The sequence below is a fragment of the Capnocytophaga sp. oral taxon 380 str. F0488 genome (assembly GCF_000318255.2).
GTDB lineage: Bacteria > Bacteroidota > Bacteroidia > Flavobacteriales > Flavobacteriaceae > Capnocytophaga > Capnocytophaga ochracea.
The window spans coordinates 68,089-74,928 of sequence record NZ_KB291229.1; the positions used below are offsets into that span (position 1 = coordinate 68,089).

The following is a 6,840-nucleotide window of genomic DNA, read 5'->3' on the forward strand; positions in this document are numbered from 1 at the left end:
CAAAGAACGAACAAAGAACGAACAAAGAACGAAGGAAAGGCGAAGTTAAAACAAACCTAAGAAGGAGGATAGAGAAAGATATTTTGAAGTAAAAAAGGTACGTTTGATTTGAGGAATGATAGAAGTATTGTAAAAAATATTATCTTTGCCCCGAAATTTGTAATTGATAACTAATGAAAAAATTGATTTTATTAGCTTTTACGCTACTGGCATTGCAATCTTGTAGTGTAACAAATACCTTTACATTTCATAAAGATGCTACCATTTCCACCGATATGGCAGTAGATATGAGTGAAATGCTTGCTATGCAAGCAAAAGCAAAACAAGGGGAAAACAGTTTGAAAAACGTGAATATGCCCGAATTTCCAAAAGAATGGCAATCGGTTTACGACTTTCAAAAAACAGTAGAAAAGGATAGCATTCCTGCTGATAAAGCTGAATTGCTGAAACGTGCAGCTATTAAAGGACTTTTTAAAGACAATAAGGAAGTAGGTTTTCAGGTTAGGTTCGACCATTTTGCGCCTGAAGAATACGCTTCTATCACCGCCACTATTGATAGAGGTACACGCAATAACAACCCTATGAGTATTTCGGCTTTTAAATGGGACGGCAAGGAGTTGCGCATCAATATCGCTGCTTTGGAACAAAATACAGATGATGAAGAGCAAGCAGAGCGCGTAGCACAGATGAAGAAGATGTTTAATATTGATATCAATAATACGCTTGTATTCGAGGGCAAAATAAAGAAGATAAAAGGCAAACACCCTTATATTGAGAAAATAGATGCTCATACCGTGAAAATTGATTTAAAAGCCACTGATGGCAAAAAGAAAAAGAGACGCGATAAAGAGATTATAATCGTTATCAAATAGTTCTTATCTCTTACCACTTAACTATTATTTAAAATGTTATATTATTTATTAGAATATCTTGAAAAATATTACGACTTTCCAGGGTCGGGGCTTTATAAATACTTATCGTTTCGCGCAGGCTTGGCTTTAATGCTTTCCTTGCTTATTTCTACCATCTATGGGAAGCGTATTATTCGCCTCCTACAACGCAAACAGATAGGCGAAACGGTGCGAGACTTAGGGCTTACGGGGCAGAATGAGAAAGCAGGCACTCCTACTATGGGGGGGATTATCATTATTCTTGCTACGCTTATACCTGTACTGCTGTTGGCTAAGTTAGATAACGTATATACCTTATTGCTACTCATCACTACTGTGTGGATGGGAGCCATTGGCTTTATCGACGATTATATCAAGACTTTCCGCAAGAATAAAGACGGACTGAAAGGACGTTTTAAAATATTAGGACAAATAGGCTTAGGAATTATTGTAGGGGCGACGCTCTATTTCAATGATAATGTAACTATTAAGAGTGAGAAAACAGGTATTGGACGAACACGTACTGAAGTAGTAGCAGAAACAGCCACAGAGAATTTTGTTCCAGAAGTGAAATCGACGAAAACTACTATTCCGTTTGTAAAGAATAACGAGTTTGACTATGCTGACCTTATTGCGTGGGCAGGAGATAATTATCATCATTATGTGTGGCTGGTATTTATTCCTATTGTGATTCTTATTGTTACAGCGGTTTCTAACGGAGCGAACCTTACTGATGGTATAGACGGATTGGCAGCGGGAAGCTCGGCTATTATAGTCCTGACATTAGGGCTATTTGCGTGGATTTCGGGTAACATTATCTTCTCGGAATACTTAAACATTATGTATATCCCAAGAGTAGGGGAGATGACGGTATTCATAGCCGCTTTTGCAGGAGCTTTGGTGGGCTTTTTGTGGTATAATACCTATCCTGCCCAAGTGTTTATGGGCGATACAGGAAGTTTGACCATAGGCGGGATTATAGCTGTAATAGCCATAGCAGTGCGCAAAGAACTTTTGTTGCCTGTGCTCTGTGGTATCTTCCTCATTGAAAACTTATCAGTGATATTGCAAGTGGTTTACTTTAAATATACGAAGAAAAAGTATGGTGAAGGTAGACGTATCTTTTTGATGTCGCCTTTACACCACCATTACCAAAAGAAGGGGTATCACGAGAGTAAAATAGTGATGCGCTTTCTTATTGTAGGGATTTTCTTAGCGGTGATTAGCATTGTAACGCTGAAATTGAGATAAGAGCTCAATTAAAAGCTTGGATATATTGGAGAATAGAAATGTGAAAAGCGCCTAAATAATCAGATTATTTAGGCGCTTGACTTTTATATTGAAGTTATTGCGTCTTTGAGTTGAGCTAAGGCTTGCCTTACCACACTACGCGGACAAGCTAAATTGATGCGCATATAGCCATTGCCTTCTTCACCATAAATACTACCGTCATTTAAGGCTAAGTGCGCCCTATTGGTACATAGAGCGACTATATCTTTTTGGTTGAGCTGTAACGCACTGAAATCAATAAACACTAAATAAGAGGCTTGAGGTATGATGACTTTTAGTTGAGGTATGTTTTCCTTGATATAACTTACCACTTCATCAATATTACCTTGAACGTAGGTGAGCATTTGTTGTAACCATTCTTCGCCTTTGTTATAGGCTGCTACAACGGTATTAAAAGCAAAGACATTGCCCGCAGCCAATTCGTTCCCTTCTACATAGCTTTCGAAGCGACGACGCAGGGTAGGATTAGCAATTACCGCATAAGAGGTAGCTAAGCCTGCCATATTAAAAGCCTTGCTGGGAGATGCAAATACAACGGAGTTCTGTTTAGCTTCTTCGCTTACTGAGGCAAACGGAATGTGCTCGTAGGGAAGTAAGGTAAGGTCGGCGTGGATTTCGTCAGCTACTATTATTACGTTGTTCTGAGCACAGATAGTTGCTACTTTTTTGAGTTCTTCGAGCGTCCATACACGTCCGCCAGGGTTATGAGGGTGACAGAAGAGGAAGAGTTTACAGCCTTTTATCTTTTTTTCGAAGAGTTTAAAATTGATATAATATTGCCCATCTTTCAGCTCCAATGGACAGTTTACTAATTCGCGATGGTTATTGCGGATTACCTGAGCAAAAGGATTATATACAGGTTGCTGAATCATCACCTTTTCACCACGCTGAGTAAATGCCTGTACTGCCATTGCCAAAGCTGGTACTACGCCAGGTACGAATGAAATCATTTCTTTGGTAATCGTCCACTTATGACGGCGTTTTTGCCAACTAATAATGGCTTCATACCAACTTTCGGGTTTCGCTGTGTAGCCAAACACTTCACATTCCATACGTTTTTTCATCACTTCCACTATGAAAGGAGGTGTTTTAAAATCCATATCGGCTACCCACATAGGAAGCAAATCGGTGCGTCCCCAGCGGGGGGCTAATGCCTCTAACTTGAGAGCATCGGTGTGTTTTCTGCAAACTACTTCGTCAAAATTATAATTCACTTTTTAATGATTAATGTTTAATGGCTAATGATTAATATGTTATGTGTTATCGGATATCTATTAGGAAACTCTTACTATTTGGGCACCGAGGGCTTTGAGTCGTCCGTCGATGTTTTCGTAACCACGGTCTATTTGTTCTATATTGTAAATGGTAGAGGTGCCTTTGGCTGAAAGAGCTGCAATAAGCAAGGCTATACCGGCACGAATATCAGGCGAGGTCATTAGGGTTGCGCGCAAAGGTGAACGGAAATCATTACCGATAACGGTAGCGCGGTGAGGGTCGCATAGTATAATTTTAGCGCCCATATCTATCAGTTTATCGATAAAGAATAGCCTACTCTCAAACATCTTTTGGTGAATAAGCACTTCCCCACGTGCTTGGGTAGCGACTACCAGTACGATACTGAGTAGGTCGGGGGTAAAACCAGGCCAAGGGGCATCGGCTACGGTTAGGATAGAGCCATCGATATAATTTTGGATTTCATAGCCGTTAGTATGAGCGGGGATATGAATATCGTCGTTTTTCTTTTCGAAGGTAATACCTAATTTCTGGAAGATAGTAGGCATAATACCCAAATGCTCCCAGCCTACATTCTTAATGGTAATTTCACTGCGGGTCATAGCAGCTAAGCCTATCCAACTACCTATTTCAATCATATCGGGGAGGATAGTGTGTGTACAACCCTCTAAGCGTTCTACCCCATTGATAGTAACGAGGTTGGAACCGATACCTTGTATATCGGCTCCCATAGCGTTGAGCATATGGCAGAGTTGTTGTACATAGGGCTCGCAAGCTGCGTTATAAATAGTTGTAGTGCCTTCGGCTAATACGGCAGCCATAATAATGTTGGCAGTACCTGTAATAGAGGCTTCTTCTAAAAGCATATAGCTTCCTTTTAGTTTTTTGGCTACTACGCTATAAGTAAAGTTATTCTCATCATATTCGAAGTGGGCACCTAATTTGATGAACCCTTCGAAGTGGGTGTCGAGGCGACGGCGACCTATTTTATCACCTCCCGGTTTAGGAATATAGCCTACTCCAAAACGCGTGAGCAGAGGGCCTACTATCATAATAGAACCTCGCAGGGCTTGCCCTTCGGTATGAAAAGAATCAGACTTTAAATAGTCTATATTGATATCGTCGGCTTGAAAGCTATAAGTACCTTTCCCGAGCTTTTGGATTTTGACTCCTAAATTCTCGAGCAAAGAAATCAGTTTATTCACATCTTGAATATCGGGAATGTTGTGAATGGTAACTTTTTGGTCGGTGAGTAAAACTGCACAAAGCACTTGTAGTGCTTCGTTTTTAGCTCCTTGTGGTGTGATACTTCCTTTGAGGGTATGTCCACCTTCTATTTTAAAAACGCCCATTGTTATTTTTTTTATTAGTTGAGAATATTCTTTTAGCTTGCTGAGGTTGCGGTTGAGGAGTGCGTTTAGTTAGATTTTGTTTCGTGCGGATAAGGTCACGACTATTAGTAAGGTCTTCGTTAGCCTTTCTCAAATCAATTTGCCCGTTGCTCAGTTCGTATAGATGTTCAAAAACTACGCTATCGTCTACGCTTTCTTTATTCCAAGTGAGGAAGCATTTCTTCATATGGTTAGCGATAGAATACTCTAAAGCTTCACGTAGGTCGCCTTTTTCCCAATTTACGCAAGTGTTTATCATACGAATAATTACGTTGCCGTAGAAGCGGTAGCGGGGATGTGCTTGAGGGTATCTAAGTCTTTCGGGGTGTTTATGAAGTGTGGAAGGCGTGGGTTTTTCGTAAGGAGAATCGACGTCTAACTGAAAATCGGACATTATAAAGAGCTGGTCCCAAAGTTTATGTTGAAAATCAGGGACGTCGCGCAAGTGAGGGAATAAGTTTCCCATTACGGCGACGATACTTCGAGCCGTTTTATTACGTGTATCTCGGTCTTTAAGGAGTACCGCTTTTTCTATCATTTTTTGAATGTGTCGCCCGTATTCGGGGATGATTAAGTGAGGGCGTTCGGTGTTATATTCTAAGGTCGTCATAATGATAATATTCCTTTTACTTTACCAGCTTCTTTGTAATAGGCAATTACCTCATCGGGGTTTTTAACGGTAAGGCTTACCGAAACACCTGTGTACTTATCGTTAGACGATGGGCGTGTGGTGATTTCGGCATCGGTATTTTTGAATACCTCTTTGAGCTGATTGAGTTTGGCTTCATCAGTAGGTATTACAAATTTATAGAGATAACGGGTGGGGAAGAGCGAAGTCTCGATGAGTTCATTCTTTAAGCGCTCGTAAAATTCGGCTAATTCTTGTTCTGTTTTCATTGAGTTGATTACTAATATTCGTATTCTGTGGTTTCTTCTAACTTACCGTTAGAGTCGTATTTTTTAATTTCTCTTATATTACCCTGTGCATTGTATTGGTATTCCCTGCGATATTCGCTAGTAGAATCCTCTTTGCCTTCTTCTTTTGAAATGTGTCTCATTAAGGTAAGACAATTTTTAGAGATAAACTCTTCGGGGTAGAGCAAGTCGCCTAAATGACCATAAGCTTGATTGGGTTTATCGTTGTATTGATACTCCCAAATATCGGCAGTTCGAGTGAATTTTTGTTCACTTTTCAATTTATTCCAACGGCTGTCGAAAGTAATTGTTTCAGTATGTCCGCCTACAATAGCAGCTGAAACAGTAGTGCCAGTATAAGTGTAGTTTGTTTCTCTAACACTCGGTTTAGGGTCTATGTATTGTTGCATAGAGTAAATGTACTTGATGAGCTTACCTTCAGAGTCGTAAGAATAGTTATGAGTATCCGTTCTAACGCCCCCCTCTACAATTTTAATCTTTTCTACCAATCTTTTATTTTCAAAGCGGTAAGTTTCTTTCTCATCGAGTATAGTGCGCCCCTTACGTGAGGTGGTGATTTCGGTAGGGTAACCATTAGCATCGTACTTGTAATCAATGATATAAGTAGTAACATTTCCGTTTTCTAAATCAGTTACTTTCTGAATAGATTTAGTAACCTTACCATTGACAATAGTAGACTCAGCAACCAATTGCTTTTTTCTTAAATGCTGGGTAGTAGTTACAATGCGAGGATATACCCCCACAGTAGGTTCAGGAGCTGGCTTAGGTTCTAAAGTAACGGGAGGCTTCTTGTCGTCAGGAGCCTCGTTATCGTTTTTACTACACGCAGTCAAGCAAGCAGTAACTAATAGGGAAAGGATTATTCTTTTCATTTTTTTGAAATTAAAAACTTGGTGCAAATATACGAAATAAATTTTAATTAACAATTATTTAATGCCAATAAACTAATAATGCCAGAAATACCGATAATTAACTTTGCCAGTGGAAAATGAGGAAATGAGGGAATTAGAAAATGAGAGAATTAGGAAATGGGTAGTGATAAGAATGGTTTTTTGACAGGTCTGATTTGTCGGACAAATCGGATAGGTTAGAGAGAGCGA

At 39.7% G+C, this 6,840-nt stretch carries 7 protein-coding genes; 2 read left to right on the forward strand and 5 right to left on the reverse strand.

The window, feature by feature from the left end; genetic code table 11:
- The first annotated feature begins 173 nt into the window (after window positions 1-173).
- Window positions 174-872 (forward strand): hypothetical protein, encoded by a 699-nt coding sequence (locus HMPREF9078_RS09670; protein ID WP_009420504.1) that lies wholly within the window; start codon window positions 174-176, stop codon window positions 870-872.
- Between the two features lie 33 nt (window positions 873-905).
- Window positions 906-2,141 carry a phospho-N-acetylmuramoyl-pentapeptide-transferase gene (gene mraY, locus HMPREF9078_RS09675; RefSeq protein ID WP_009410740.1) on the forward strand — a complete coding sequence of 412 codons (1,236 nt, stop codon included), beginning with the start codon at window positions 906-908 and terminating at the stop codon, window positions 2,139-2,141.
- 83 nt (window positions 2,142-2,224) lie between these two features.
- Here mraY and HMPREF9078_RS09680 read toward each other — a convergent pair whose 3' ends face one another.
- From HMPREF9078_RS09680 to HMPREF9078_RS09700, 5 genes are read right to left on the reverse strand one after another with little or no spacing between them, the layout of a single operon-like run.
- Window positions 2,225-3,394, reverse strand: a complete 1,170-nt coding sequence (locus tag HMPREF9078_RS09680) for a MalY/PatB family protein (RefSeq protein ID WP_009420505.1) — start codon at window positions 3,392-3,394, stop codon at window positions 2,225-2,227.
- A gap of 60 nt (window positions 3,395-3,454) precedes the next feature.
- Window positions 3,455-4,765: a UDP-N-acetylglucosamine 1-carboxyvinyltransferase gene (gene murA / locus HMPREF9078_RS09685; RefSeq protein ID WP_009420506.1), complete on the reverse strand. Its 1,311-nt coding sequence runs from the start codon at window positions 4,763-4,765 to the stop codon at window positions 3,455-3,457.
- Complete coding sequence (locus tag HMPREF9078_RS09690) at window positions 4,752-5,414, reverse strand: DUF4290 domain-containing protein (protein ID WP_002672843.1); 663 nt, start codon at window positions 5,412-5,414, stop codon at window positions 4,752-4,754. The genes murA and HMPREF9078_RS09690 overlap by 14 nt, the downstream gene beginning before the upstream one ends.
- A complete protein-coding gene (locus tag HMPREF9078_RS09695) occupies window positions 5,411-5,701 on the reverse strand; it encodes a DUF493 family protein (protein WP_009410743.1) in 291 nt (96 codons plus the stop codon). The genes HMPREF9078_RS09690 and HMPREF9078_RS09695 overlap by 4 nt, the downstream gene beginning before the upstream one ends.
- Before the next feature lie 11 nt (window positions 5,702-5,712).
- Complete coding sequence (locus HMPREF9078_RS09700; protein ID WP_009420507.1) at window positions 5,713-6,612, reverse strand: hypothetical protein; 900 nt, start codon at window positions 6,610-6,612, stop codon at window positions 5,713-5,715.
- Window positions 6,613-6,840: the final 228 nt, after the last annotated feature.